Source organism: Chloroflexota bacterium, from assembly GCA_016887485.1.
Classification (GTDB): Bacteria; Chloroflexota; Anaerolineae; order Anaerolineales; family Anaerolineaceae; genus Brevifilum.
Window position 1 is genome coordinate 612,821 of sequence record CP069394.1, and the last position, 25,241, is coordinate 638,061.

Sequence of the window (25,241 nt, forward strand, 5' to 3'; positions counted from 1 at the left end):
AGGAGATTTGAGGGCATTTGAGGAGACTAGTGGCTTAGAGAGAGGACTACTCAGGAGGATAGGCAAAAAGCCACAATAGGAGTTATCTTGATGTTGAGAATTTCACCAACTTTCCACGTTTATCAAAGGTCATCCGGGCGAAATGATGATGGGTTGTGTCCTGGTTTTCCTGGATGGACTTCTGGAGGGTGACGAAGTAGCGATCATCTTTGGTGGACTTGCTCTTTCCCTCAAATTGGCCCGCCTTGGAGGTGACAACCTTCATCTGGGCATTTTGCAGGCCAGGCAGGTATTTCTCGATCACTTCCTTGACGCCGGCTGAGACTTTCTTGGGCATCTCACCATTGGCGGATGTCGGAACGAGGTCGGAGTCGCTGATGGCTTTGACGGCTGGCTGCGATTTCACCCTGACCAGTTTGGTGGACTTGCTGTCACCTTCATAAGCTGCCAGTGGATCACCATAGAGGACGAAGGAGAGCAGGGTCTTCTGATCTTCACCATCCAGAAAGCCTTGTTTCTTGGTCATTTCCTGGGCAAAGGTCAGTTTGGCCCGCATAAGGGCGTAACCGACTGCATCACCTTCCAACACCTGTTTCCAATAAAGTTGTGCCAGGTAATCTGCGGCGATCAGCGGCATGGTGACGGAGCCATAGGCGATGCAGGTGGAGCCAATGAATGCCTTGGTGCCCATATCGAGGAATTTCAATGACATGGCCTCATCGTGCGCTTTTTCAGCGATGTTCGCCCCGTAGCAGGCTTCGGAGAACACGTATTTCGGTGAAGGTACATTCTCACTGAAAAGTTCCGGGCTGAGGGCGATGGGATAATCCGGCCCAGAGGAGTCGTTGGAGAAATCCTTCTGTCCGTACCAATTGGGGCCATCCTGAGTGCCGTGGAGGTTGAAGTAACCCAGATCGGGACCGGTTTTCTTGGCTAATTGAATGTTCGCGGTGTTGGTGGGCGGTGAAAGCAGCAGGTTTCTGGCTTTACCGATGGTGTTGTAGACACCAGCGGATGCTTCCTGCCAGACCTCTGCTGAGAGCCCTAGTGTGGAATCGGTGCTGTTGGCGAGTCCAAAGAGTGCGAGCAGATTTTGGAGCCAACCGAACAGAGCGCTGAAGGACAGGTCAATGTTCAGACCCTTTTTGCTGCCTTTTTCGTAGCGATAGATCAATTGGCGGATTTGATAAAGCAACAGGCCGGCATCATTTCCAGCCTCACCGGGCAGGCGGCCAACTGGCCACTGCGGGATGAAGTAGTTATCATCGATGGTGCCATAAGGATTATCTGAGGCAACTTCCAGGTCATCATCCAGGGTTGGATTAGGCAGTTGGTGGAAGGGGATGATCTCAGGTCCGCCGACGATTAGCAGGGAGCCGATCATTTCACCCTGGATTGCCAGGGCTTGATCAAGGTCAGCCAGGCTCAGCTTTACCTTCCAGGCATCCGTAGCAACGGTAGGTTTGATGCCCAGTTGAGACAGGCTCGCAGGATCATCCGGATAGAAGACCCGGGCGTTCCAATCAGGCATGTTGCCGATCAGGCCGGCCAGTTCCTGCAGGAGGCCATCAATGACCTCAGCGGTGTTGGGACCATATTGGCTTTCCAATTGGGTTTTGGAACTCATGATGACATAGATTGGGAAGCGATTATCCGCCCGTTCCAGTTCCTTGTTCTTCAGCCGTTTTGCCAGACGATTGAAGACCTTTTGCACGTCCTCAAAATCTTCATCGGCGGCGGTGGGGGTCTTCGCGAACATTGGGTTGATCTCTTCCAAAGTCTTTTTAGCGATATCTTCCTCAGCCTCATCTACTTCGGTGATCACTGGTTTGGTCTTGTCCTGTTCTTCAATGCTCTCTACTGCAACCTGTTTGGCTTCAACCGGGATCTCTTCCAGTTCAGGTTCGATTTCACCGCCCGAAGCCAGCTGATTCCAGCCTAAGGCATTGGCGACCGTTGCAGGGACAGCCAGATCAAAGTAGATTTCCATCTCATCCGGCCAGAGGTCCGCGAAGCGGTGGTTTTGACCCAGCAAGCGCTGAATCACCTGACCGGTGCTGTCATGCGCTGCCACCCAGTGCAAACGTTCGACGCCTTCTGATTCTTTGTCCTGGTTCATATCTGCCAGGGACTTGATAATGCTCACCTGGAGGCAGTTCGGCCATTGCTGGTAATAAATCTCAGAGAGATTAATGAGCAGCTCAGCGTTTTGTGATTTATAAGCTGCTTTGAGGTGCAAAATGGATGGCAGTGGGGAATCGGGTGATTTCAGGAGAGACTGATGCACCATTTGATTGGTCGTATCAAAGTCACCGGAAGAATAAGCCTTGCGGGCTTCCCATAGGGGGATCAACCACTCAAGGAATGCACCCTCGGGCTGGTTTTCTACGGTGAGGTAGCTGAGAATGGCCGCCCATTCCGCCTTCGCGTCTGTATTTGAGGAAATCTGGTTCAATGCCTGATAAGCTTCGATGAACTGAGGGTCCAATTCGACTAATGAGTTGAGGATCGAAACGGCCTGATCGATCATGCCCAGGTTGGCATAGTTCAGGGCCTGTTGGAATTGAACGTAGAGGTCTCCGGGGTAATTGACCAGCCAGAGCAAACAAGCCTGTTTGATGAATTGGTGTTCCTCGGCTTCTTTGGCGGCGTTCAGGATCGTCAGGAATTTATAGCGATCCAGGGCATTCAAATAATCCAGGGGTGATGTGGATTTTTGCATGGTTATCTCGTCTCTCTAAGATTATTAATTAAGTTCATGGCGGTGATGACACCTAACTGACGGATGATCTCGGAATCATCGGGGGCCAGGGATTTGGCTTGTTTCAGCATGGCTTCGGCACCGGAGTAGTCTTTGCATTCCTTGAGCGCCATTGCGGAGTGATAGAAGGGCTTGGGATCATTGGGGTCAATTTCCGTCGCCTGGTGGAAGATCTTGATGGCTTCTTCCAGATTACGGCGATCCTGATAGGTCTTGCCCAGTTCAATATATGCTTCGACCAGAGCGGGATCGTGAACGATAGCATCTGAAAGATGGGCGATAGCCTGGTCCAGTTGACCGGTCTTGCGCTGCAGCCGGCCCAGCATCAAGTGCACACTGGCCTGTTCAGGGATGATCCGCAGGATGGTCTTGGCGGTCTTTTCCGCTTTTTCAAGCCGGTTGGTTTGGATCAGCCAGTCGGTCAGTTCTGTCAGGACTTCGGGATCTTCCGAATGAACCTCAGCGAGTTTGACGAGTTCCGGCAGGATCGCTTCGGTGCCTTCATAGGCTTTTTTGACCTTCAGGGCTTCTAGCTGCATCCGGGTGTTCTCGGGGTTCTTATCAAGGTATTGGTTGAGGACCAGGAGGGCCTGACCGAATTTCCCTTGTTTGGCAAGGGACTGAGCCTGGATCACATTGGCGTCTTCATCCAGTGGGTTTTCTTCCAGAATATGGCTGGTTTTTTCCACGGCGCTGTCGTAATCCTTCTTGGTGAACATCAACTGAGCCTCTTTGATCGCCAGGGATTTATTGGCGGGGTCCAGCTGTTGTGCGTTCTGAACGTTGCGGATAGCAGCGGTAAAATCACCCATCCGGCGGTTGACCTCAGCCAGTTTCAGCCAGGTATCGGCGTTCTGCGTTTTGAAGGAAACGCTCTTTTCAAGGTCGGCTTTGGCGTCCACCAGGTCATTGGAGACCAGACGAATTTCAGCGGATTGGAGCCAGAAATCAGCGTTATTGGGGTCAGCATCCAGAGCCTGCGAGATGTGGGCAGAGGCGTTGTTGGTGTTGCCGGTCTGCATCTCAAGTTCAGCGGCGTAAGCATACCAGGCTGATTCGGTGGGCCAGATCTGGAGGGCGGTGTCAATTGACTTGAGCGCCATCTCAGGATTGTCCTGATTGAGGTAAGCTAACAGCGCATGGTTGCTGGCGTTCAGGGTGTCAAATTCGAGGGCTTTCTCGACCATTGGGATGGCATCCACTTTGTGATATTTCAGGGCGTTGAGACCATAAGCCTGCAGAACCTGAGGATCATTGGGATAGGTCTCTAGTGCCTGGCGGACGATTTCATCATCATCGCAGGACATCACCATTGCGGCTGCTGCATTCGGGCTCACCAGACAGGTTTCATAATTCAACATTAACTGCCATTCGCCTTCAAAGGCGGAAGCGCCGCGGGCTTTCAGGCATACCCAGTCATTTTGATCGAGCGTATTTTTCACTTTCTCAATCAATATGTTGAACTGAGCCTGATTTGCGCCGCTCACGAATTCACTGCCAGGGGCATGGGCTGTGATGGAGAGGATTTCGACTTTGCGTTGTTCTTCAGCAGCGAGTGCCAGGCTGTTGGCATAACGCCAATTAGCCAGGGGCTGGTCGGGCAGGATGGCAGCGGCTTGCTGATAGAGTTTCACGGCGAGGGCCATATCCTTGAGATCCAGAGCGGCTTCAGCCATCCCAATCAAGGTCATCTGACGGCGGCTGATATTTGCCACGTTCACCGATGGGGTAGCATTGGTGTTCTGGAAGAAGGCTTTATAAGCTTCATCCAGATAGGTGCGAGCTACTTCCAACTCACCCATCGAGGCGGCAATCCGGCTTTGCAGGGCCAGCAACCGGGGGTAGGTGACCAGTCCGGTCGTGAATTGCTGGGCCTGATCGAATGAGGGATTGGGAGATGTCAGGAAAGCCATCAACTCGGATTTCAAACAAGCGATGTCAATGCTGTCCTGGTCTTTTTGTTCGACATTCAGCTCACTCAGGAGGTCCAGCGCTGAATGGAAGGCCATATTTAGCGACCGTGTTTCAGCGCAAGCTAAACGGATCTTCAAATTCTTAGGATTACGCTCCAGAGCCGCGTCCAAATGAGCGAGGGCTTTCTCGTTGTTTCCCAATGCACGGTAGAGCTGCCCGAGGCGATAATCGTAACCAGCCATCGAGAAATCCACCGGGTAGAGGAGGGGGGATTTCGAATAGGCTTTCAGCCGGTCAACATTACTGTCCAATTTGGTTTCAGCAATCGATTCGATAAGCTGGAGGCTGGTCAGGGCTGGCTGATACTGGCCGAGATAATCCAGAATGTCCGCTTTGAGCAGCGCCAGTTCGGGATACTGGAGGATTGTTTCGACATCCAGGTCCAGAGTTGCCAGTGCTTCCCGGCGTTGGTTCTGGGATGTGTAGGCAGCGGCCAGGTCCATGACCATCAGGGGGGAGAAGTTGCTGGCATTTTGGATGGCCTTTTCTAAGGCTTTGATTGCCAGATCGAAATTGTTCAACCGGATGCTCTGATAAGCAGCATCCTGGAGTTCCTCAGGGCTAACATCCGCACTGTTGATGACACTCATCAGTTTGTTTTCGGCGGCGTCCATTTCACCCAGTGCCAGATGAGCACGGGAGAGCCAGAGCTTCAATGCCGGTAGATTGGGCTGGAGGATCAGGGCTTCTTTGAGGGTTTTGACGGCCTCCTCAGGCTTGCCAGCATCCAACCGGAACTTGGCATACCAGAGAATGTTGTCGAGGTCCTGAGGGGCCAGTTTGAGGGCCAGGATGGCCGTGTCGCTGGCTTTGCCGTCCAATTCGGAAACCTGATAGGCCTTGGCCAGGGCGTGAAGGATGGTGGTGTTTTCGGGCTGCTGACCGGCAGCTTCCTGCAATGTGGCGACGGCCATTTCAACTTTGCCCATAGCCAGGGCGGTTTTACCCAGGCCATATTGGAGCTGCCAGGTGGCCCGTGATTTTGCAGGATGGATCTGTTTGGAAACATCCAGATAAGTATCAAAAGCGAGTTGGCTTTCACCCAGCAGACGTTCAACGTCCGCCAGGTTCAGTTTGACCTGCGTATCGGGTCCATTGGCGGCCAGGTAGGTGGAAAGAATGCCCCGCAGTTGGGAGAGTTCGACTTGATTGATTTCAGGTGAGGCGGTCTCAGCTTCCGCAATTACAACTTTTGCAGCAGAGAGCACCGTGTCCCGATCATTGGGATAATTTTCGGAGGCAAAGAGCAGAATTGGCTTGGCTGCCGGTGCTTGTTTCATGGCCAAAAGGACATGACCCAGAAGCTTTGCCACAGCAGGTTTATGCTCATAATCAGCGATATGGGGTTCAAGCAGTGCCCAGGCCTCATCGTAACGCCCCAGCTTGTAGCTGGCCCGTGCCAAGTAGAACTGGCCTTCGGGATTGTGGCCGTCGAGATCATGGGCTTTTTTGAGATAAGAGATGGCATCGGCGGGGCTTTGTTTTTCAAGCATCAGCTTACCGAGTTCACGGAGCAGTTCGGGGCTATCCGGAATGGCGACGACGCCTTTTTGCAGGACTTCCATCGTCTTATCCGTTTGGTCATTCTCCTGCCAGATCTGCGCCAGGGCCAGCCAGGTGGCGGCCTCTTCGGGGATGGTTTCGACCACTTCTTCCATGTGCTGAATGGCTTTGACGGTGTCACCTTTTTGCCAGAAGCCTTCACCTAACAGGATCAGCGCATTGGGTTGAGTAGGGTGGTCTTTGAGTACATTCTGGCAGATGGATATAGCCAGATCAGTCTGCTTGGTATGCAGGGCTGATTCGGCGAACAGCAGCAAATCACTCGTTACAGGATTGACCTCGGATTTGACAATATCCTGAATAGCAGTAAAAGCCTTGTGCCATTGCTGGGCTTTACCATAGAGGCGAGCTAACACCTTGCGGTGCTCTTGCGCTTCAGGCTCCACCAACTCCAGATAAGAGGTCAGTTCGATGGCTTTCTCGTATTGCTGCGATTTACTGAACCAATCCCGCATAAGCTTGATCTGTTTCAGATTGGAGAAATGGAAAGGCCATTTGGCATTGGCGATTTTGATATCTTCGTTGGCTAATGCGGAGCGCAGGATTTCGTCATCACAGTCCAGAGCAAGATCGTGAACAAAGAAGTTCGGGCTAGGCGATTTGCGAGCAGGGGCAGACAGGTTTAGCATGACCTGCTGATCCATTCCCTTGGCATGGGTCTGGTTGATTTGAGCGGTGAGATAGCTCTTTTGGGGGCTATCGGAAATTTGAGATAATTGCTGTTTGGCTTCTTCAAAATCACATTGCTCGACCAGGAAATGACTGTATTGCAGTCGGGCGAGTTGTGATTTGGGTTCGGCCTCAATAATTTTCTGCCAGGCAGCTTTGGCTTCTGGGCCGGATTTTCCGGCGATGGCCTGATATTGCGCCTGGGTTTGGATGAAGGAGAGGATGCCGCTGGCGCTGGCATAAGCCTCAGAAGATTTGATCTCGTTGCCGGCGTAGTGTAGCAGGGCGGCAACCTTGCTCAAATCTTCTGCCAGATCCATCCGAACGGATTTTTCCAGGGGATCAATCCGATCCGATGGTGTCTGGAAAGCTTCCAGTTCGGAATAAGTGCGGGCCATGAAGTCCGCTGTGGAGCGGGTCTGCAACAGGCTGGAGGCGAGTAATTGCGCCATTTGACTTTTCTCAGCTTTTTGCAGGTCTTTGAGCGCTTCCAATTGGAGATCAATCCCAGCACTGGAAACATGGACATATAGGTGGTCGAGTTTTTCCGTATGAGGGATTGGATTGCTCAGGAGAGCATGGATGAACAAGCCCAGACCGGTCTTTGCGGCTGCCAGGTTGTTTTCCTGCATAAATTCGGTGATAAAGCCATCGAAATCGGGATTAAGCGCATAAAGGCAAGTCGCAGGGGTTTGCCAGATTTGGATATTCTTCTCAATACCACGGGTGCCTTGCTTGACCAGGATTTTATTGGCGATTCCCTGCCAGCTGTCATTCGCACTGTATTCCTTGAGCAGGGCGAAGGTCAGCATGCCTGCGGAGAGAGCATCAGTGGGGGCTAGTCCGGTATTCAGAGTTGATTCGAACACCTTGGTAGCCTCAGCTGTCAATTCGTTGGGGATGACCGTTTCCGGGTCCGAAAGAGCAGTGAGAGCCAAACCGAATTTCTCTTTGATCAACGCATTGATCACCGCAGCAGGGGCGAAACCGTCCCGGGTGCCATCAGTGGATTCAAAGATCGGCAGGCTGGTGCCGGTATCCTGAGCCAATTCCCAGATTAGGGGATCCTGCTGGAGGCTCTCCGCAACGATCTTACGGTCAGCGGGAGCAAAACGCTTTCTAATTAAATCGAGCAATACCTCTATAGCCATGATTAAATCCAATTCTCAGGTCAGGGTGGAACAAATTAGATTGTGATTCCGAGGTTCCTTGAAATGAAATAAGCTGTGGTGAGAAGAGCGATTCCAAGGAAGACCAGGAAAATCCCAATCCCAGTATTGGATTTGGATAGGTCATGGAGGGCATTAATCAATGAAGATGCATTGCCAACCAGACCGGCGATGTTGTCCGTAATACCTTTTTCGGCCAACTTAGTCGTCTGGGTAGCAATGGTTTGGATATCCCGGCCAACAGCCTGACGGGTCAGGATAAAAATACTAAGCGCTATGCAGATCAGCCCAATAAGGAAAAGGACTGTCGCCATAGTGATTTGGAAATCGAATGCTGATGTAAACATCAAAACACCTCCTGAAATGTAGTCTCTGGAGGTGTAGTAGCAAGATCTGTGCCAGGTTGTTTTTCTTAGGAATTTTCTCCTGCGATCTCGGGAGGGAGATGCTTGAGATCAATTGCTGGTTCGTCACAGAAGACGATGGCGCGTTCGAGTAGGTGGCGGAGCTCACGGATATTGCCAGGCCAATCGTAGGCTTTGATGGCTTCCATGGCGCGGGGGGTGACTTCCTGCACGTTGGTTCCCATAGACATATTGGTCTGGCGCATCAGCAAGCCGACCAATTCAGGAATGTCTTCCGGGCGTTTGCGCAAGGGGGGAATATCCAGATCTACAACCTTCAGGCGATAATACAGGTCCTCCCGGAATTCGCCGGCTTTGATGGCTTCTTTGAGGTTGCGGTTAGAAGCGGCGATGATCTGCACGTCCACCCTGATCAGGGTGGTGCCGCCGACCCGGCGGAAGGCACGTTCTTCAATGGCCCGGAGTAGTTTGGCCTGCATATCAATCGGCATGGTTGAGATTTCATCCAGGAAGAGTATGCCTGTGTCAGCGACTTCCATCAGACCGAGTTTTCGCTTGTTGGCAGCGCCGGTAAAGGCGTTGGCTTCATGGCCGAAGAGCTCGGATTCCATCATGGTGTTGGCAATGGCTGCACTATTTACCGCAATGAAGGGTTTCTGTTGGCGCGGGCCTGCCTGGTGGACGAAATTCGCCATCACTTCCTTGCCTGTACCGGATTCGCCGGTGATCAGGATCGAGACGGAAGTGTCGGCTGCCCGTTGGGCCAGGTTATAGAGCGCTTTCATCCGTTGGGACTTGCCCATCACGAAGGAGGAAGTCTGAGCGCTGCGCAGGTGATTCAATTCACGCCGCATGGAGACGATTTCTTCCGCCCGTTTTATGGATTGCTTGAGAGTTTTCATGTTGAGCGGCTTGGTTAGGAAATCTACCGCGCCTTTTTTCATGGCATCCACGGCGATGTCAATTTCGCCATAGGCTGTGATGACAATGAACTTGGGTTGCCAGGCTTCGTGGGCCAGATCGTCCATGAGTTGCAAACCGTTACCATCCGGAAGTTTGATGTCTAATACGCAAATATCTGCCTGGTTTTGTTCAAGGGCGGCTCTCGCTTCACTGAGAGTGCTGGCTTCCAAAACTTCATATCCATCTTTGCGAAGGCTCTTGGCCATCGCTTCACGGGCGGTATCGACATCATCAACGACCAAAATGGTTGCACTCATATTTTGTATTAACCCTTCTTTTTAGCTAAGAAGACTTTGAAAATTGTACCACCCGGGAAGCTCTCAACTTCAATCTTGCCTTTGTGAGCATTGATAATGCGCTGGGTGATGGCCAGGCCCAGACCTGTGCCGTGCTTGGAACCGGTGACAAAGGGCTTGAACATATGCTCACGGATATCCTCAGGGATGCCGGGGCCGGAATCGGCGACGTTGATCTGGTAAAACGATTGATCCGCTTCACCATCCGGCTCAGTGATCTTGACGCTCAGGTAACCGCCGTCATCCGCCATCGCGTTCACGGCGTTGCTGATCAGGTTGGTGAAAACCTGTTCAAGCGCACGCTGGTCACCCTCGATGATGGGGCGGTCGATCTCGGATTCGAGATAGGAGGCGATGTTTACCCGTATGAAACGGGTCCGCCAGCGATCTAGAAGCTGGCTGATCATTTTTGTCAGGTCAACCCCGGACATGCGGTATTCCAGCGGTTTGGAGAAAGCCAACACACTTTCCATCAATTGAATCAGGTTATCGACTTCTTCCTGGATTTTATGAACCCATTCGATGTTCTCGTCACCTTCTTCGAGGTTGTCCTCGATGACCTGCAGGGCAAGCGTTATGGCGTTGAGGGGGTTGCGGACCTCATGGGCGAAGATCGCAGTGACCTCTCCCAGGATGGCGCGTTGTTCCAGTTGGCGTTTTTCTGCCTGGTTGGCTTCCGCCTGGCTGACGTCCCGGATTAGAACGATGATTGAGACCAGTTTGCCATTAGTGATCACCGGTGTGGTCATCACCTGGGCGGGGAAGGCGCGGCCATGACGGTGGTTCAGGGTCAGGTTCGCGGCCAGCAGGGTTGGATAGCCTTCCTTGGCGGAGTTGAAGGCGGCTCGGAAGGATTCTGAACCGATCAGGATATTATCCACTGGCTGGCGCAAGGCTTCTACGTTCGCGTAGCCAAGCATCTCCTCAGCGGCCCGATTGATCTCCGCCACAGTCAGGTCCGGTGTGAGGATCAAGATGCCTTCTTCAAGGTTGGAGATGATTTCGTTCTGGATTTTGACCACCTGTTTGATCTTATTGGTCAGCGCCCGGGTATTCAGCAGGGCGATCTGATCTTCCATCAAGCCTGCAGTGAAATCTGCGATCAGGGCGGCCATAGACCGCAGGTTCTCATTTTGCTGGTTGTTCTTACCAGCGGCGACAAACAAGCCGAATTTGGCGCTTTGTTGACCGAGGGGCACAACAACCAAGAATTGATACCCTGCGCTGGCGGCAGTCTTTTGCAGCTGACTGACCGCCAGGTCATTTTCCGTCCAGAGCGTGGGCTCCTGTCCAATTGCCAAGTCTTCACTGGTCAGGACATTAGGCAGAGTGGCGGCCAGGACGTCATCGCTGGCGACGTATTGCACCAGTTGAGGGGCGGAACTGCTGGCTTTATAAATGCAGACCAGATCCGCGCTTAGCAGGTCATTGGAGGTCTCCAAGACCTGTGCCAGAGCGGATTTGATATTCTCCTGCAGTCTGGATTGGATCAAGGTGTGGAATTTCTGAACCAGGTCCCGTTGATCGGCACTCTTTAGGGGCGATTCGAAGGTTAGGCCTTCAGGATGAAAGAGCATCAACACGGCTTCTGTCGATTTCGAGAGTGAAAAGAGCCGGATCTCAACCGGGATTGATGGCTGGCGTTTGTGTCGCAGCCGGGAAACCTGTCCGTGACCGGTGGTGGGGTGCGTGTCGGTGATGTTGGGCAGGATGGCATGGATATCCCTGCCGATGAATTCGCTTTCTTCCAGATTTGTGAGCAGGTAGAAAGCATTATTGGCCGCCAGAATGTGCTTCTGGCCGCGGTCATAGATCACGGCAGGGTCTGAAATTAAATTTAATAAGGTGAGGATACTTTCGATCCCCTCGGATCGAGAAAATGGGAAATCAGTCAAAAAATCGGATAGATTTTGGCTCACATCATACTCAGGCGGTTGCGAATTTCTCCAGTTTACGTAGATGGGCGGGCAAAATGCCTTCCATCGACCGATATTTTGCGACTGTGCGGCGGGCAACGTTGATCCCGCGTTCTTCCAGCGAGGCGCAAAGTTCGGTGTCGTTCATGGCATGGTTTTCATTTTCAACGATACTGCGTAAGATCGCCCTGACAGCCAGACTGCGGTCAAAGAAGGTGGCCATGGGGATGATCTTCTTATTGGGGAGCTGCACAGTTTTATTGGCAACAGCCCGAGAGATGGTCGATTCATGGACGCTAAGTGTGTCGGCAATTTCTGCCCGAGTCAGGGATTGGAGGTGGACATCTCCATGGATTATATATGATTTCTGAATCGCTGCCAATTGTTCCATCAATTGGCGCATGGTGTTGTTTCGCTGCTGGATGCATTTGATCAGCAAAGTGGCTTTGTCGAGGTCTTTCTTCCATTCTTCCGCCTGCTCGCCGTCCTGCTCCTTGAGTGCTTTCTTGAAGAGCGGGCTGAGGCGCAGTGTGCCGCGGGAGGGCGTGATGATTTCAATGACCAGGGGGTTGCCCGGCTTATTATTGAGGTAATAGATCATCACATCCGGTTGATGGAAAACTTCGGGTGTGTTGTCATTCGGCTGGCGGAAAGTGCCCCAGTTCGCCCGGGCGGGGAAGGGGTTCAGGTTGTCGCTGATATAATGCGACACTAATTTGATCTTTTGGGTGGTTGTCCCCAGTTTCTTCGCCAGATCGCCGTATTGATGCTTGGAGAGCAGGTCAAATTCATCGACAATAGCCCGGCGGACGAATTCCGGCACCTGGGTGCTCTCAGAGAGGAATTCCACCTGTGCCAGGAGGGCCTCCTGGACGTTCCGAGCGCCAACGCCCAGTGGGTCACAGCGCATGATCTTCTTGAGGACCACTTCAACCTTTTCGGGGGTGACATGGTGGAAGCGGCAGATTTCTCGAATATCAATGGCAAGGAAGCCGTCCTCATTCAGATTTGTGAGGATCATGGCTGCTAATGCACGTTCATCTTTTTCCAGTTCCGGCGCCACCTGAGTCAGGACATAGGTTGGCAGGTCAAGGTTTTCCGAGGAAAATGGCTCTTCTGGGCGGTCGGTGTCAAATGAAGTGCTGGAGGTTCCGTTATAGGAATAAAAGTCATCACGGGGAGAGACGAAGATGATCGTCTCATCGGGGTCCATTGTTTTGGGCTGACTGCAGACAGGGCAGGGTCCGGTGGCGGGTAATTTCCTGTTGCACATCGGACAGCGCCGTTCGGGAATGGCTTCCAGGGCAGGATTCTTGGAGAGTTCGACATCAATGGTCTGGAGTAACTCCGCTGATGTCATATAAAGAAGAGTCATTGTTTGGGCAATGTGAGCAGACGTGAGTGGGCTTTGCGTTTGCAGTTGGCCTTGCGAATGACTGAGTTTCATTTTCCTGTCTCCTGAATGTATTATATACGGACAGGCTATAAGTTGCAAGAACTATGCCAGGAAAATTTGGTTGGTTGAAAGGCAGGTGAAAGTGGTAAAATCCGGCTATCCTAAAACACGAGGTCAACAGAATGACATTAAAGGTAATCGGCGGTGGGTTAGCCGGATGTGAGGCTGCCTGGCAGGCGGCAGAGCGCGACATTGACGTAGAGCTCTATGAAATGCGACCCGAAAAATCAACGGGCGCTCATCGGACTGGGGACCTGGGTGAATTGGTGTGTTCCAATTCCCTGGGCTCAAATCTCCTGGGTCGGGCTGCCGGCTTGTTGAAGGCGGAACTACGTTTGCTTGGGTCCATGTTGATTTCCTGTGCTGATGCAAGTTCAGTACCAGCGGGAGGCGCTTTGGCCGTAGACCGGCAGCGTTTTTCAGATTTCATTCAAAACAAGATCGAAAACCATCCCCGAATCCGCTTGATCCGGCAGGAACTTACAGAGATACCTGAGAGCCCAGCGATGCTGGCCACCGGACCGCTGACCTCGCCCAAGATGTCGGAATCCTTGAAGGCCCTCACTGGCGAGGATCAGCTTTATTTCTATGACGCCATTGCCCCAATCGTGCACCGTGAATCCATTGACATGTCGATCGCCTTTCGGGCGAATAGATATGACCGCGATGAGGATATCGGCGATTATCTAAATTGCCCATTTACCAAAGAAGAATACCTTCGGTTTCGAGAGGCACTGCTAACCGCAGAGCGGATTGAATTGCGGGGATTTGAATCGGCTATTGAAGGTGGGGTGGACGCCGGAAAGGAAAATTACTTCCAGGGATGCCAACCGGTGGAGGTGATCAGTGGCCAGGGGGAACGCTCCTTGGCTTTTGGCCCAATGCGTCCGGTGGGATTATTCGACCCGCGCACTCACCAACGACCTTTTGCAGTGGTGCAGCTCCGGCAAGACAACCTGGCCGGGGACCTTTATAACCTGGTGGGATTTCAAACCAATTTGACCTTCCCGGAACAGCAGCGGGTCTTTCGGATGATTCCCGGGCTGGAAAATGCTACCTTTGAGCGCTATGGTCAAATGCATCGTAATACGTTCATCGCGGCACCCTTGCTGTTGAACGATCAATATGAATTTAAGAGCCGTCCGGGGCTGTTCGCTGCCGGTCAATTGGCCGGAGTGGAAGGTTACGCTGGAAATGTCGCCTCCGGTCTGGTCACCGGCATCAATGCGGCGAGATGGATCAAGGGTGAAGCGCCATTGGAACTGCCGCTGACAACAATGACTGGCGCGTTGCTCCACTATGTAGTTCATGCCGACCTGAAGGACTACCAACCCACCAAGGCGATGTTTGGTTTATTACCCAAACCCACTGATGGCGTCCTCCGCTCCAAGCGGGATCGGTATGCCTATTACAGTGAAAGGGCCTTAGAAGATCTCGAGGCGTTTTTGCAATCAGGTTGAGATCAATCAATCTTGCCAGATAGAGGGCAGAAAATGGGGGATGGCTTATAATATCCTTCACTACACAATTTTAATGAGGATATTCTTTTAAATGAAAATCTCACCTGCAAACAGAATCTCACAAATCAAACCTTACTTTTTCGCTGGACTGGAAAAAACCTTTGCTGAGCTGCGCCAGAGCGGTATGCAGATCATCCGCCTGGATATTGGCTCACCGGACATGCCCCCTCAGGAATTCATCATCGATTCCCTGGTAGAGGCTGTTCGTCGCTCGGATGTGCACGGTTACGGCCCTTCAGGCGGTTCACCTGCGCTTAGGGCGGCGTTCGCTTCCTACTACCTAGATCGCTTTGATCTTGAATTGGACGTGGATAAGGAAGTTCTCGGCCTGATTGGATCAAAAGAAGGTATTTTCAACCTTAGCCAGGTCCTGATCAACCCAGGCGATTTGGTCTTGCTGCCCGATCCCTGTTACCCGGTTTATGCTGTGGGCGCGACCATTGCCCAAGCCGACACCTACGATATGCCTCTGCTGGCGGAAAATGATTTCCTCCCGGATCTGGATGCCATTCCGGATGAGGTGGCAGACCGGGCGAAATTGATGTGGCTGAATTACCCGAACAACCCCACTGGGGCGGTAGCGCCTTATGCCTTCTTCGAAAAAGTTGTGGCATTCGCCAGGAAGCATCAAATCGTTATTGCGCACGATGCACCTTATGTGGATATTTGTTTTGATAACTATAAGGCCCCCAGTATCCTTCAGGTGCCCGGCGCTAAGGAAGTGGCTGTGGAATTTAACTCACTCTCCAAGACCTATAACATGGCCGGTTGGCGGGTGGGAATGGCCATGGGAAACCCGGAGATTATCCGTTTGCTACGGGTTTATAAGAGCCAACAAGATTCGTCACTATTTCTCCCCGTGATGATGGCGGCGGAAGCAGCATTATTGGGCGACAAGTCCTGGCTTGAAACCCGGAACAAGGTTTATCAGGACCGGCGGGATGTGGTTGTCTCAACGCTGCTGGACCTCGGTTTTACACTAGAGGTTCCCAAAGCTTCAATATATGTTTGGGCGAAATTACCAGAAGTCTGGGAAGACAGTGTTGTATTTTGTGACAAGCTCCTGCGTGAATCAGGTGTGAGCGTCACGCCTGGTGAGGTTTATGGCCCATCAGGAGCAGGTTATATTCGGATCTCATTGGTCACGGCGATTGAAAAACTTACTGAAGCGATGACCCGGATGCGGATCTGGATGGAAAAGGAAAAATAAGTCTTATATGTCCAAGCTAACTATGCTGGATACGGAAAACCCCAAGGAAAAGGCTTTACTGGTTGGCGTGAACTTACGCCGCAGTGATGATTTGTTATCACTTGAGGACTCGTTGCAAGAATTGGAATTGCTCGCTGATACTGCAGGTGTGGAGGTTGTGGGGGTTGAAACCCAGAACCTTGATACCCCCAATTCCAAGACCTTCATCGGCAAGGGCAAGGTGGAAGAAGTCAAAATCCTGGCCGGTGAGCTTGACGCGGATATGGTCATTTTTGATAATGAACTTTCTCCCCGTCACCAGCGTGAGCTGGAGATTGCATTTGGAGAATCAGTGCGGGTGATTGACCGAACGGCACTGATCCTGGATATCTTCGCCCAGCACGCTGAAACCAGCGAAGGCCGGTTACAGGTTGAGCTGGCGCAGTATGAATATCGGCTGCCACGGTTGACCCGAGCCTGGACCCACCTGGCGCGGCAGGCAGGTGGTGGCGGTGGGAGAGCAGGGGGTGTTGGTGGTGTGGGTTTGCGCGGCCCTGGTGAAACCCAGTTGGAGGTGGACCGCCGTTTGATCACTAACCGAATTGAATACCTGAAAAATGAGTTGGAAAAGGTTCGGGAACATCGTATGCGGCATCGTGAACGCCGGAAGAAGACCAGGATCCCGGTTGTAGCGCTGGTAGGGTATACCAACGCTGGTAAGTCTACCTTGCTCAACAAGTTATCCAAATCGGATGTTTATGTTGCCGATCAATTGTTTGCTACCCTGGACCCAACCACACGGCGGGTGGAACTCGCCGGTGGTCAGGGATTGCTCTTTACGGATACAGTTGGCTTTATCCAAAAGCTGCCGACCGAATTGGTCGCTGCATTTAGAGCCACTCTGGAGGAGATCACCGAAGCGGATGTCCTGCTGCATGTGGTGGATATTACTCATCCCAATGCGAGTGCCCAGGCAAAATCCGTGCAGGAGACCCTGGTAGATATTGGCGCTGGGGATATCCCTGTGATCACTGCCTTTAATAAGGTGGACCTCCTGAAAGATCCTGACACCGCAATTGAGACCCTGGATTCCTTCCCGCATACTTATCCCATTTCCGCTATTTCTGGGGTTGGCCTGGATGAGCTGCTGGTTGCGATTGAAGATGCTCTTTATGAGACCTATATTGAGCTGGAAGTCCTGATTCCGTATAGCGAAGGGAAATTGATCTCCCTTTTCCATGAAAAGGGGCAGGTGCGGTCAGTAGAGCATGAAGAAAAAGGCGCGAAGATGTCCGGATCGCTTCCCAGGCGATTAATCCATCTTTATGCGAATTATTCCCTGACACCTCTTGCGTTGATTGAAGATGAGGAAGATGGTTTATTTGAGGATGAAATTGGGGAGTAACCGCTAAAGCCTCTGAATTGAAAAATTGGACAATAAAAAACGGGAACCTGATCGGTTCCCGATTTTTATTCCAAAGATAGGGTTAATTCTCTTAGTCGTTTGATTCTACTTCGACGACTTCACGACCCTGATAGTGTCCGCAATTGGGGCAGACACGATGGGGCAGACGGGGTTCACCGCAGTTGGGGCAAACCACAACATTGCGCGCCTTGAGGGCATCGTGGGCCCGACGGCGATCTCGGCGACCTGGTGAGACTTTACGTTTTGGAAGAGGTGTCATCTTACACTCCTTAAAAATTTCTCGATTATGCCATTTTGAGCCAGAAGATTATACCGTTATCGCATATTCACGTCAAGTGAAATAACCATCCAGATCGCCGGTCTCACCCAGTTCATTTTTATCCGGATACAGGCTGCTTTCCGGGTGTTCGGTATTCTCAAAACCACCAATTTCCTATTGATGCATCAATTCTTTGGCTTCTTCATTATGGGCTTTCGGCACCATGATCTGAGTCGCACTGAGCTTTGGCACCTCACGGTCCCTCACAACTTCGCAATCAATGCCGCGTGCTTCCAGAAAATTGATAATTAAATCAACAATTTCACCGGGCTTCACCTGATAGACTTCGATGTAATTGAACGATTCCCCATACCTTAATTATTCATCGTTGGGTTCTTCCGGATATTCCGAATCTTCAAATTCACCCGCGTCCATGGCTTTTAGCAAGGTGAGGGCTTCTTCCGCTTGTTCTTCCGGAACTAGGACTTTCACTTCTCCCAATCGCCCAACAGTCAGGCCAAGTGTTTTGGCGACGCTTTCCTGGGAGATGACGGCTTCAATGCCCTGCCCATGGAGAAAACCTTTAATAAATTCCGCTTCCAGATCTCCGGCAGTTGTATAAACTTTAACCAAGTTCATTGTGACTTTTCCTCGATAACTCTAAATAATCAATCGCTTTCGCATAGGCAATTAGCGCGTTGGAATAGTCACCCTGGTGGGATGAGATATCTCCTAACGCTTCCCATAATCCGGATTTGTTCTTCTCAAATCTATTGTTTGCCTTTAGCAGCCAATCCTTGATCTCGTTGAGATACTGAGAATGGCTGATATAAGATTTGATAATATCCAGGGCTTCGTTAACTTCACCTTGTTCAAGGATTTGTTTAGCCTGGATTAGGGAAGAGGGAATATTTTCATTGATCTCAGCGTGTTGTTCAAGCTCAGGCTCCTGGGCGACAGGCTCAAATCCTTCAAATGATTTAGGTTCCATCATCTCAGGCTCGCTGGGGGTGCCCCAATCTTCGAGGACGTACTCAGGTTGATCTCCAGGTACTTCTTGATCTGGTTGATTTACTTCAGTCTCAATGACCTCTGGTGCGATTTCCTCAGATATATCAGGCTCAATTTCAACCGCTGCATCTTCAATAGATGGTTCTTTGCTTGGCTGATCGTCTATCACCGGCGGGTCAAATTGGATGGGTTGGAACCCGGAGCCTTCGAAATCACCATCAGAATCTCGGATAAGATCAATATCGATTTCATCTAGGTTGAGTGTTTCAGTCTCCACAACTTCTTCCGGTTCTTCAGTCGGTTCTGGGGCAGATTCCTCTTGGGGCATTTCTCCTGTCAATCGGCCTAGCCTTGCCGTTGGCATAACGGCTGGGCGGTTGAAAAACGCTGGTCTTGGTTCTTCCTTTTCTTCAACCTCTTCTTCGACCGCGGAAGCCTCGATTATCGGTTCTACTTCTGGGAGAGAGGTAGTCTCTTCGACTATTGCAGGTTCTTGTGAGGAGACAACAACTGGCTGAGTGGGCTCATCGGATTCCCATGAGGGTTGCGGCGTTTCTGCTTCCTCTTGGTGTTTCTCATCCGCTGCGATCATGTCACGAAGCCAATCGGGGATCTCCTCCGAATCCTCTATGATCTCTTCCGGGTCACTTTCTTCGATGACAGCAACTTCATCCATCTGAATGGTTTCAAAGCCTTCCCAGGGGGCCGGCTCGGAGTTGCTCCCGCTGTCCTGAGAGACCGGTTCGGAAATTTCCATCTCAACCGGTTCAACCATTTCTGGTTCAGGGGTTTGTTCTACAGTAACTTCTTCGGTTATCTCTTCAAACTTTTCAAGGGGTTCTTCTTGTTGCTTCAGGGTGATATTGACCGTCTGTTCCTCATCGGCGATCTCTTCTGATTCTTCGATCCAGTTAGGTAAAGGGATTTCCTTTTCTTCCAAAGCTTCGGAGCTAAAAATCTCAGCTTCAGCATAGATCTCTTCAGTTAAATCAATATCGGAAATATCAATTGGTGTTGGGCCTGTCTCCTGGTTGGCGACAAAAGCCTGCTCTTTTTGCCATTCCCCTTCATCAGGTTCCTGTGAAGCGGCGGCATTCTCAGAGATGCCTTGAAGCCAAAGCGGAATGCTGTCAATTCGCTTCTTGTCAGCGTTGCCGTGATTATCCGATTGTTGTTCCATGGATTGTGAATTTAAATTTTGATCCATTTTGGTCCATACACCTTAAAATATTGACATCCAGCCCCATACCACTAAAACCAATAATACGCTGGTTTGAGGTTTGGGTCAAGATAGCGAATAAAAAGCCGCCTTAGAGCACCTAAGACGGCTGATTTGACGTTATTTTGATGTGAATTACTCTCCCAGATAGTCCCTCAAGCGCCGTTTAATGGATGGATGGCGCAATCGACTGAGGGCCTGAGCTTCAATTTGGCGAACACGTTCCCGTGTTACGCCCATTTTTCGCCCAACTTCCTCCAAGGTGTAGGCCTGGCCATCAAGGAGACCATAACGCAGCTGGAGGATGCGGACTTCCCGGGGTGGCAGTGAATCCAGGACAGTGCCGAGATGCTCTTTGAGCAGGTTGTAGGTGGCCATGTCATCTGGTGGTGGAGCTTCGTCGTCTTCGATGAAATCTCCCAACATTGAATCTTCCTCGTCATCCGTTGGCGTTTCGAGGGAGAGTGGCCGTCGGGCAACCTGGATCATGTTCTCAACCTTTTTGGGCGGCACTTCGAGGGTCTCGGCCAGCTCTTCAACAGTAGGTTCCCGGCCTAAGCGCTGGGTCAACTGATGTTGAATGCGGAGTAGTTTATTAATTTGGTCACCCATATGGACGGGGACGCGAATAGTGCGGCCCTGGTCAGCGATGGCGCGGGTGACAGCCTGGCGAATCCACCAGGTGGCATAAGTGCTGAATTTATGGCCCCGGCGATATTCGAACTTCTTGGTCGCCCGGATAAGGCCGATATTACCTTCCTGGATCAGATCGAGGAAAGGAACGCCGCGTCCCATGTATTTCTTGGCAACGGAGATCACCAGCCGTGAGTTAGCTGTGATCAGATGTTCCCTGGCGGACCAGCCATCTTCGATCAGACGGCGTAATTCGATCCGGCGCCGATTGGAGACGTTGCCGCGGGCCAATTCTTCCCGAGCCATCCGACCGCTTTCGATCCGCTGAGCAAGCTCAACTTCCTCGGTAGCTGTCAGGAGGGGGACTCGGCTGACCTCTTTTAGGTAAAGGCCAATCGTATCATCTGTATCGATATTCGCCAGATCATCGGCCGGTTTTTCCTCTTGTTCCTCTTCTTCTTCACCTTCCTGCTCTTCTTGCTTCAATTCTTCATCTGAAGGATCGACAAGAAGGTCTGCATCCTCAATATAGGGGATACCAGCACTAATTAAAGCGGAAAAAGCCTCTTCGAGTTGTTCCACGTCCTGTTCGGCATCTGGAAAGAACTCAAGAATATCGTTGATTGTTACAAATGATTTTTTACGTCCAAGTTGAATGAGACGGGCGATGGGAGAATATTTCCGACCGCCGGTGGATTTAGAGTTATTCTTAGTCTTTGTACCCATAGGATCCTTCTAGATTTAAGGACCAGCAACATTGAACAGGCCCTAAATGGATGCAATAGGCATATGCTTGCTATTACAAGGGGTTTGTTGTCACCGTAGATTTGAGAATACTCTTTTTTATAGAAAAAATCAACAACCTGCGAGGAATTCTCCTAATTAATCAGGATATTAGTCATAATTTTCAGGGGGTTGGCGTGACGGTGGTTGAGGCATCCGGATCAGGGGTTGCCTTGGGTGGAGTCATGATGATGTACATGATTGTCGGGATGTATTCTATGTTGGAAACAGGCAGCACAACGATCTCGCTTTCATCAATCCAGGTGTAATATCCATCTCTCATTGGGGTTGGGCCGCCGACATCAAGTTTATAGGTGGAGCCGTCTTCCATCACGAAGGTAATCGTATACAGTGGAGCGTCCAGACCGACATCTTCCAGGGGTGTATCAGCAGGAAGCGTGCTGATGATATTCAAACCTGAGAAATACGATAGCAACTGCTCGATATAGCCGGCCGTAATTTGCGCTTCCGGGTCGGTGGGAGATGTCCAAGTCAGGGGTTCAACCTGCTTAAAGACAATTGTGACATCCTGCATATCTTCGTAGTCAATTTCAGTGATATCCTGGTCATCCAACACCTGAAGTGCTGGTGTGTCGGTCGGCACCGTTGGCTCAACCGGTGCCGACTCGATATTTTGGACAGCGAAGAATGCGATCAGAACAAGGGCGAAAACCCCTAAGGCAAGCCAGGTAGATTTCTTCATAGTTTCATCCGTTGCGCTTTCTTCTGATACCTATGACGATCCCGGTGACTGCGATGAGCAGGGGTAAGCCTACCAGGCCAACCAGAACGATCACAATTTGAACTGCTTTAGTGGGGGGAACCAGGATACGGGTAGTTGTTTCGGGTGTGGTCAGGTTGATCAGGTTTTCGTTAGCTGCGGCCCAATCCACAATGCTGACTGTCAAATCAAGGTTGCCGTAGGAGTAAATATAGGCATCCGAGGCAAAATCCGAATCACCAACGACGACGACCCGAGCGCCGGTGGAGGTGTTCTCCAGTGCAACCGCCAGGTTGATTGGCCCAAGTGTATCTGATCCCTCATCAAAGGCCACTTCACCATTCAGGATGCCTTCAATGTCCGTTTCAGCCCAAGATTGGCTGTAGGTTTGGAACAGTTCGGTTGCGGTGACACCGGTCACAGCTTCCGCGTCCACTGAGTGAGATGTGGGGAAGAAGGTGATATAACCTGCACTGCTTTGCGTAATGGGATGATCGGAAAAATTTTCCTGGTCGGCGATGGCGTATTCAACTGTTTCGACAGAGAGATCAATTACCAGATTATCTGACATGACAACCCCCCAAGAATCCCGGAGGTAAGTCCAAAGAGGATCTTCCTGGGTGAGATCGACCTGGGTCAGGAAAGGCGGCTCTGAGAAGAGGATAAGGGAACCACCATTGTCAACGTAATCAGCAATCATCTCAACTTCGGAATCCTCAAGCATAATTTGAGGGGCGGCAATGATGAGAGCCTGAGCGTCATCAGGTACTTGCTGCGTGCTGACCAGGTTTAGAGGTTCGATCACATAGTTCTTGGCGTTGAGCGCCTTTGCCAGATAGGTCATTGAGAAATCACCGGCAGTGAAGAAATCATCCTCGCCGTGGCCGGTCAGAACATAGATAATGGTTGTTTCGGGGTTTTGCAGCTTGATAATGTTGTTCAGCAGGTTCTCTTCGGAGAGATAGGTTAGTTGTTCGGTCGTCTCATTTGCAGTCAGGACCGTTGTGCCGTCTTTGGTGATCCCTGCCTGATTAGCCAGGACCGGGTCCTGATAGGGGTCAATGAATACGTAATCAAACATGCTGTTTGAATTGCGTTTAAAATTATTTAATACGGAGTCCACTGAGGTTGTATCCAATTCGGAGCTATAGAAAGCCTGGGCATATACTGGGGTCTCAAGATTGCTTAGGATATCCAAGGTTTCTTCAGTGAGGGTGTTTTCTTTGTCCTCTGTGAGGTCCCAGGATACATTGTTGTTATAGATGAACAGGTTAACAACGATGAGAATCCCGATAACGGCCAGGGTCATAATGGCCGCATTGCCGCCATATTTTGCCTGGCGGGTCTTGAAAGAAACCAGGATCGATTGTGGGTCAAGTGCTACGAAAAGTACCATGCCCAAAACGGCAACTCCGATCAGGATCTTGATTGTCAGGGTAAATTGCCCTGCGGAAATCCGCATGATGAGGGCAGCCGCTGCCGCGATTAATCCTATGACAAGACCAATAGGAGCGTATTTTTTGATATTGTTGAACATTTAGCGCCACCTTTTTGATTCGATGGAACGGGTGCCAAGGAATAATCCTAGAACAGTCAGGCTGACAAAATAGGAGATATCCAGCAGGTCAATCATGCCCGATCTGAAGCTGTTGTAATAATGCTGGGTGATACTGAGATTGGTGAAAATTTCAGCAGCTGCTCCGGTCATGAATTGAGAAGGCGCGGCAATCAGCCATAGGAGCAGCAGTGCACCCAGTGAGGCCACCAGGGCTGCGATGGTGTTCTTGAACAAGGAAGAGATATAGACGCCGATAGCGGTCATCGCAGAAGCCATCAATGTGATGCCGATGTAGTTTGCAAGAATCCGCGATTGGTCAATGCCTGGATCTACCATGAAGTTGAGCACCAGAGGGAAGAACCAGGTGAGCAAGATAAGGGACAGGAAGAACAAAAAGGTTCCCAGCCATTTGCCAACCACCAGTTCGTAGTCCCGGACAGGTGCCGTCAATAGTAATTCAAGGGTGCCGGATTTATTCTCTTCTGAAAGGGTCTTCATGGTCAAAACCGGGATAGCCAGGAAGATAAGGGGGAAGATCAGGATATCCAGAATATAGGTGTATTCAGGGACATAGTTGTTCGTAATGCCATAGTTAATGCTATAGGTGAAGTAGATGCCCATCACCAGGAAAACTACAAAGCCAACGACATAGGCGATCGGGCTGTGGAAGAAACTGGCGTATTCTTTTTTAGCAATGGTCCAAATGTTGCGCATGATTACGCCTCACTTTCATTTACGGCTGTGTCTTGTGAGACAGGGGATTGCCCTTCGCCGAACCCATCCCGGGTCAATTTCAGGAATATATCTTCAAGATTGACTTTCTCAGGTGTGAGTTCCAGCAGATCAAAGCCGCCATCAACCAACAATTTGGCAACCTGCGCCCGAGGATCCAGGTCCCTGGCGTTTTCAAATTGAATTCGGCCCTCATCGGAGACTTTAACACTCAAAATACCGGGGAAGTCACGGATCAGTGAAGCAGCTTTATCTGTATTCTCCTTTACGCGGACATAAACAGAACGCAGGGAGGATATCCGGTCCTGCAGGTTCTCCGGTGCATCTTCAGCTACGATTCGACCTTTGTTGATGATGATGACCCGGTCACAAATCTGCTGCGCTTCAGAAAGGATATGGGTAGAAAGCATAACCGTTCGCTCTTTTCCAATATTCTTAATGACCGTCCTCACCTCTTTGATTTGTTTGGGGTCCAGGCCAATGGTTGGCTCATCGAGGATGAGGACATCGGGGTGGTGGAGGAGCGCCTGGCCTAAACCAATCCGCTGGCGCATCCCTTTGGATAGGTTTTTGATCAGACTGCTAGCCCGTTCTTCCATACCCACTTGGATCAGAATCTCATCAACCCGGTCATCTATATCCGGCACCTGGTGCAGTTGCCCCATGAATTTTAGATAGTCCATTACACGCATGTCTTCATATAATGGGACAGTTTCAGGGAGGTAGCCGACTTTTTGGCGGACTTTGAGGGAATCCTCTATGACGTCCAATCCGTCAATGGTTGCTGTCCCGGAGGTGGGGGGCATGTAACCCGTCAGGATCCGCATGGTGGTTGTCTTGCCAGCGCCATTTGGCCCAAGAAAGCCTAGAACTTCACCTTTTTCTGCGGTGAAGTTCAGATGATCTATGGCGCGATGCAACCCATAATCTTTTGTCAAATTTTCAACTGAAATCATAAATTCTCCCTAATGAATAGAGTTATTAAGGAAATAAAATACCCGCATCCATTATGTATACGACAGACTTTCATGCATTGTCAAGCCACAAACGTTGATCCT

At 50.9% G+C, this 25,241-nt stretch carries 18 protein-coding genes; 3 read left to right on the plus strand and 15 right to left on the minus strand.

Annotated elements, in window-relative coordinates:
• Positions 1-82 precede the first annotated feature (82 nt).
• From JR338_02860 to JR338_02885, 6 genes are all read right to left on the minus strand, one after another.
• The gene (locus JR338_02860; protein QRN83712.1) at positions 83-2,722 is read right to left on the minus strand and encodes a hypothetical protein; all 2,640 of its coding nucleotides are present in this window, start codon (positions 2,720-2,722) and stop codon (positions 83-85) included.
• Positions 2,723-2,724: 2 nt separating this feature from the next.
• Complete coding sequence (locus JR338_02865) at positions 2,725-8,118, minus strand: tetratricopeptide repeat protein (protein ID QRN83713.1); 5,394 nt, start codon at positions 8,116-8,118, stop codon at positions 2,725-2,727.
• Between the two features lie 35 nt (positions 8,119-8,153).
• Entirely contained in the window at positions 8,154-8,483 is a 330-nt protein-coding gene (locus JR338_02870; GenBank protein QRN83714.1) for a hypothetical protein, read from the minus strand.
• A 65-nt stretch (positions 8,484-8,548) separates the two neighbouring features.
• The gene (locus JR338_02875; protein QRN83715.1) at positions 8,549-9,721 is read right to left on the minus strand and encodes a sigma-54-dependent Fis family transcriptional regulator; all 1,173 of its coding nucleotides are present in this window, start codon (positions 9,719-9,721) and stop codon (positions 8,549-8,551) included.
• Between the two features lie 8 nt (positions 9,722-9,729).
• Positions 9,730-11,655, minus strand: a complete 1,926-nt coding sequence (locus JR338_02880; GenBank protein QRN83716.1) for a PAS domain-containing protein — start codon at positions 11,653-11,655, stop codon at positions 9,730-9,732.
• A gap of 31 nt (positions 11,656-11,686) precedes the next feature.
• Positions 11,687-13,123, minus strand: a complete 1,437-nt coding sequence (locus JR338_02885; GenBank protein QRN83717.1) for a hypothetical protein — start codon at positions 13,121-13,123, stop codon at positions 11,687-11,689.
• A 131-nt stretch (positions 13,124-13,254) separates the two neighbouring features.
• Between JR338_02885 and trmFO the strand changes: the two genes are divergently transcribed.
• From trmFO to hflX, 3 genes are all read left to right on the plus strand, one after another.
• Positions 13,255-14,592: a methylenetetrahydrofolate--tRNA-(uracil(54)-C(5))-methyltransferase (FADH(2)-oxidizing) TrmFO gene (trmFO, locus tag JR338_02890; GenBank protein QRN83718.1), complete on the plus strand. Its 1,338-nt coding sequence runs from the start codon at positions 13,255-13,257 to the stop codon at positions 14,590-14,592.
• A gap of 91 nt (positions 14,593-14,683) precedes the next feature.
• Positions 14,684-15,862 carry an aminotransferase class I/II-fold pyridoxal phosphate-dependent enzyme gene (locus JR338_02895; GenBank protein ID QRN83719.1) on the plus strand — a complete coding sequence of 393 codons (1,179 nt, stop codon included), beginning with the start codon at positions 14,684-14,686 and terminating at the stop codon, positions 15,860-15,862.
• A 7-nt stretch (positions 15,863-15,869) separates the two neighbouring features.
• Positions 15,870-17,246 carry a GTPase HflX gene (hflX, locus tag JR338_02900; GenBank protein ID QRN83720.1) on the plus strand — a complete coding sequence of 459 codons (1,377 nt, stop codon included), beginning with the start codon at positions 15,870-15,872 and terminating at the stop codon, positions 17,244-17,246.
• A gap of 91 nt (positions 17,247-17,337) precedes the next feature.
• Here the strand turns inward: hflX and rpmF are convergent, their stop codons facing one another.
• From rpmF to JR338_02945, 9 genes are all read right to left on the minus strand, one after another.
• Positions 17,338-17,526, minus strand: coding sequence for a 50S ribosomal protein L32 (gene rpmF, locus JR338_02905; protein QRN83721.1), 189 nt, complete (start codon positions 17,524-17,526; stop codon positions 17,338-17,340).
• A gap of 174 nt (positions 17,527-17,700) precedes the next feature.
• A complete protein-coding gene (locus JR338_02910) occupies positions 17,701-17,862 on the minus strand; it encodes a hypothetical protein (GenBank protein ID QRN83722.1) in 162 nt (53 codons plus the stop codon).
• 42 nt (positions 17,863-17,904) lie between these two features.
• Positions 17,905-18,165 (minus strand): DUF2007 domain-containing protein, encoded by a 261-nt coding sequence (locus JR338_02915; GenBank protein QRN83723.1) that lies wholly within the window; start codon positions 18,163-18,165, stop codon positions 17,905-17,907.
• Positions 18,152-19,744 (minus strand): hypothetical protein, encoded by a 1,593-nt coding sequence (locus JR338_02920; protein ID QRN83724.1) that lies wholly within the window; start codon positions 19,742-19,744, stop codon positions 18,152-18,154. Before JR338_02920 ends, JR338_02915 begins: the two co-directional genes overlap by 14 nt.
• A gap of 147 nt (positions 19,745-19,891) precedes the next feature.
• A complete protein-coding gene (locus tag JR338_02925) occupies positions 19,892-21,115 on the minus strand; it encodes a sigma-70 family RNA polymerase sigma factor (GenBank protein QRN83725.1) in 1,224 nt (407 codons plus the stop codon).
• A 181-nt stretch (positions 21,116-21,296) separates the two neighbouring features.
• Positions 21,297-21,875 (minus strand): DUF4340 domain-containing protein, encoded by a 579-nt coding sequence (locus JR338_02930; protein ID QRN83726.1) that lies wholly within the window; start codon positions 21,873-21,875, stop codon positions 21,297-21,299.
• A gap of 4 nt (positions 21,876-21,879) precedes the next feature.
• On the minus strand, positions 21,880-23,430 hold the full coding sequence (locus JR338_02935; GenBank protein ID QRN83727.1) for a GldG family protein: 1,551 nt from the start codon (positions 23,428-23,430) through the stop codon (positions 21,880-21,882).
• Positions 23,431-24,165: an ABC transporter permease subunit gene (locus JR338_02940; GenBank protein ID QRN83728.1), complete on the minus strand. Its 735-nt coding sequence runs from the start codon at positions 24,163-24,165 to the stop codon at positions 23,431-23,433. It abuts the gene before it with no gap.
• A 2-nt stretch (positions 24,166-24,167) separates the two neighbouring features.
• Positions 24,168-25,139: an ATP-binding cassette domain-containing protein gene (locus JR338_02945; GenBank protein ID QRN83729.1), complete on the minus strand. Its 972-nt coding sequence runs from the start codon at positions 25,137-25,139 to the stop codon at positions 24,168-24,170.
• Positions 25,140-25,241 lie beyond the last annotated feature (102 nt).

Bases quoted from the DNA above. Each gene is read 5' to 3' on its own strand.
- JR338_02860 (QRN83712.1), bottom strand. From the start codon at position 2,722: ATGCAAAAATCCACATCACCCCTGGATTATTTGAATGCCCTGGATCGC.
- JR338_02865 (QRN83713.1), bottom strand. From the start codon at position 8,118: ATGGCTATAGAGGTATTGCTCGATTTAATTAGAAAGCGTTTTGCTCCC.
- JR338_02870 (QRN83714.1), bottom strand. From the start codon at position 8,483: ATGTTTACATCAGCATTCGATTTCCAAATCACTATGGCGACAGTCCTT.
- JR338_02875 (QRN83715.1), bottom strand. From the start codon at position 9,721: ATGAGTGCAACCATTTTGGTCGTTGATGATGTCGATACCGCCCGTGAA.
- JR338_02885 (QRN83717.1), bottom strand. From the start codon at position 13,123: ATGAAACTCAGTCATTCGCAAGGCCAACTGCAAACGCAAAGCCCACTC.
- trmFO (QRN83718.1), top strand. From the start codon at position 13,255: ATGACATTAAAGGTAATCGGCGGTGGGTTAGCCGGATGTGAGGCTGCC.
- JR338_02895 (QRN83719.1), top strand. From the start codon at position 14,684: ATGAAAATCTCACCTGCAAACAGAATCTCACAAATCAAACCTTACTTT.
- hflX (QRN83720.1), top strand. From the start codon at position 15,870: ATGTCCAAGCTAACTATGCTGGATACGGAAAACCCCAAGGAAAAGGCT.
- rpmF (QRN83721.1), bottom strand. From the start codon at position 17,526: ATGACACCTCTTCCAAAACGTAAAGTCTCACCAGGTCGCCGAGATCGC.
- JR338_02915 (QRN83723.1), bottom strand. From the start codon at position 18,165: ATGAACTTGGTTAAAGTTTATACAACTGCCGGAGATCTGGAAGCGGAA.
- JR338_02920 (QRN83724.1), bottom strand. From the start codon at position 19,744: ATGGATCAAAATTTAAATTCACAATCCATGGAACAACAATCGGATAAT.
- JR338_02925 (QRN83725.1), bottom strand. From the start codon at position 21,115: ATGGGTACAAAGACTAAGAATAACTCTAAATCCACCGGCGGTCGGAAA.
- JR338_02930 (QRN83726.1), bottom strand. From the start codon at position 21,875: ATGAAGAAATCTACCTGGCTTGCCTTAGGGGTTTTCGCCCTTGTTCTG.
- JR338_02935 (QRN83727.1), bottom strand. From the start codon at position 23,430: ATGTTCAACAATATCAAAAAATACGCTCCTATTGGTCTTGTCATAGGA.
- JR338_02940 (QRN83728.1), bottom strand. From the start codon at position 24,165: ATGCGCAACATTTGGACCATTGCTAAAAAAGAATACGCCAGTTTCTTC.
- JR338_02945 (QRN83729.1), bottom strand. From the start codon at position 25,139: ATGATTTCAGTTGAAAATTTGACAAAAGATTATGGGTTGCATCGCGCC.